Genomic DNA, 2127 nt, shown 5'->3' on the forward strand with positions numbered 1-2127 from the left:
GGAAATCTGTTATTCCAAGGCGCCGCTATAAGAATACACCTCAAGAAAGAGTCGATTGGTGCTTATATCGGTATCGACATTTAGTGGAGAATGCTTTTGGAAGAATTAAGCACTATCGAGCAATATCAACAAGATATGACAAGCTAGCAAGAAATTACGCCAGTATGGTGTCACTGGCGTTTATGTTAATGTGGCTGCCGATGTATTGCTGAACAACATTTGTACAGCAAAGATCAACAGACCCTAGTTAATGGAACAATTAATTTGTCCTCTTCGGCAATGGGAATCAACAAATCAGGCCGCACTAGCCCATTTGCGGGKGCTGCCAACGTACTAATGCCTCGACTCCCTTAGCTTTACCTTTCTCGGCACATCACTGGCTGATAARCTAAGAAAAACTCTTCTTTCTCTATTCCACTACAATGTCATCGGTGAGGGAATGGCGAGTAACTCTTGAATCGAGTACAAATAGGATAGAACCCGTAAGTAAGACGATGCTAACTGGCCATGAAATGGCCAGAAATATCCATAAGAAATGCCAGAAAAATGCGGGGGACATTTCTAATAACACTGAAAAATTGTGCTCTTCAGAATCTAGTGTTATCACCTTATTTTTTATAAACTCGAGTGATTCAGGGATCGTGTTGCCAGTTATGGATAAAGCGACATTGATAACAGCGCTGGGAAACACATTCGGCTGTACAAAGGAGTCTAATAAATATCTCCCTTCTTTAATGAAGGCGGCGCCGCGCTTAGAGATRGGATCCTAGTTTAATGATACTACTGCTGGCACTAACATATTGACGAAGGTTAACAAGTAATGAATTACTATAAATTAGGTATAAATTCGGAAAGTAAAAAATGGATGAATTATATGAATCCTAGTTCATTTTTTATAGATGGCGAAGGAAATGAATTAAGTGATGTGAAACTATCTGCGATTCAATCTGGATTCAAAGGTGTTTTATATTTCAATGCCTTAAAAGAAGGTAAATCACCTCCGGTGGTCTCGGTTGGAACCAGGTTATTGGCGTTTAATGAGGATGTCTTTTTTGAGGACGATATTAATGTTAGTGGTGTCCAGTTAATACCATTTATAAATAGGCATAACAATTTAAAGTATGTGTTGATGCATGTATTTAATTATACTGACTGCGTTGATTGGGAATGTTCTAAAATTGAACGCTGGCCTCTGGGCTACATTCCAAAAGTTTGGGAATCAAAGCGTGGGCGATTTTTTATTGAACCAGTTGTCTATAAGGACAAAATACCTGAAAACTTAGACGCCTTTYGTTTGTATGAGTGGGGTGGTGCATTTAATATAATAATATCMGAAGCTTTCAAARATAAATTGTTGTCTGTGGAGTTTGATAGTTCCCTTCTTGATTTTAAACCACTATCTCTTAAATAATAAATGCCGARGAGGTTATTAAACATCCTCGGCATAATTTTGTTTGTATATCCATCCCTCAACTTTGTAGGCGCATATTGATGCGGGACACATATTGGGCAAGGTTCTTGGTGTGCGTGTCAATACCCACAGATTATTGACCATTACAATGCTGATGACTTGGTAATATCATAGCAACTGTCTAGAACCACGGTGAACAGCTCCTAGACAGCCARCCCCCGCAGTGCTTTTAGATTCTTTCACGTACGTAATCTCCTAATTCTATGATGTTTCCAAATTCAAGATATTTACCTTTCCCATCTAGAAGCCTATATGACTTAAAATCTCTACGAAAGAACACAACAGCATCTAATGTCTTTAATTGATAAATGAGCCACCAATTCTGCCCTTCCTTTTTTGGGTAGCTCTGACGACATGATTTTAGGTACTCTTTTATAGACAAACCACGAATTTTTCTTCTATCTAAATCTGTAGTGGCACACTAATTTTGGCCACCTAAATAGAGGTGATATTATTACCTCGTAGATGACTTTAGGTGAACACATGAGATCGACAACCAGAAAAACATTTAGTGCTGAATTCAAACTTGAAGCAGCCCAATTAGTCCTCGATAAAAACCATAGCATCATCGAAGCTGCAAAGGCGATGAACGTAGGTAAGTCCACTATGGATAAATGGGTGAGACAGTTAAAACTAGAACGCCAGGGTGGCACACC

Annotated in this window: 3 protein-coding genes and 1 pseudogene; 3 read left to right on the forward strand and 1 reads right to left on the reverse strand. The window is 38.8% G+C overall.

Annotated elements, in window-relative coordinates; all coding sequences use genetic code 11:
- Window positions 1-212: transposase (locus tag L5M38_RS24015; RefSeq protein ID WP_263163063.1), on the forward strand; the 212-nt coding region annotated here is incomplete at its 5' end.
- A gap of 33 nt (window positions 213-245) precedes the next feature.
- Here the strand turns inward: L5M38_RS24015 and L5M38_RS24655 are convergent.
- A pseudogene (locus tag L5M38_RS24655) lies at window positions 246-793 on the reverse strand (EAL domain-containing protein); the annotation flags it as partial.
- A gap of 27 nt (window positions 794-820) precedes the next feature.
- Here L5M38_RS24655 and L5M38_RS24020 point away from each other — a divergent pair.
- Both L5M38_RS24020 and L5M38_RS24025 read left to right on the forward strand, forming a co-directional pair.
- Complete coding sequence (locus L5M38_RS24020) at window positions 821-1411, forward strand: hypothetical protein (protein ID WP_263180534.1); 591 nt, start codon at window positions 821-823, stop codon at window positions 1409-1411.
- 543 nt (window positions 1412-1954) lie between these two features.
- Window positions 1955-2127: transposase (locus L5M38_RS24025; protein WP_263148818.1), on the forward strand; the 173-nt coding region annotated here is incomplete at its 3' end.

It is taken from the genome of Shewanella sp. SM101 (genome assembly GCF_025654465.1).
In the GTDB taxonomy this organism is placed as follows: domain Bacteria; phylum Pseudomonadota; class Gammaproteobacteria; order Enterobacterales; family Shewanellaceae; genus Shewanella; species Shewanella oncorhynchi.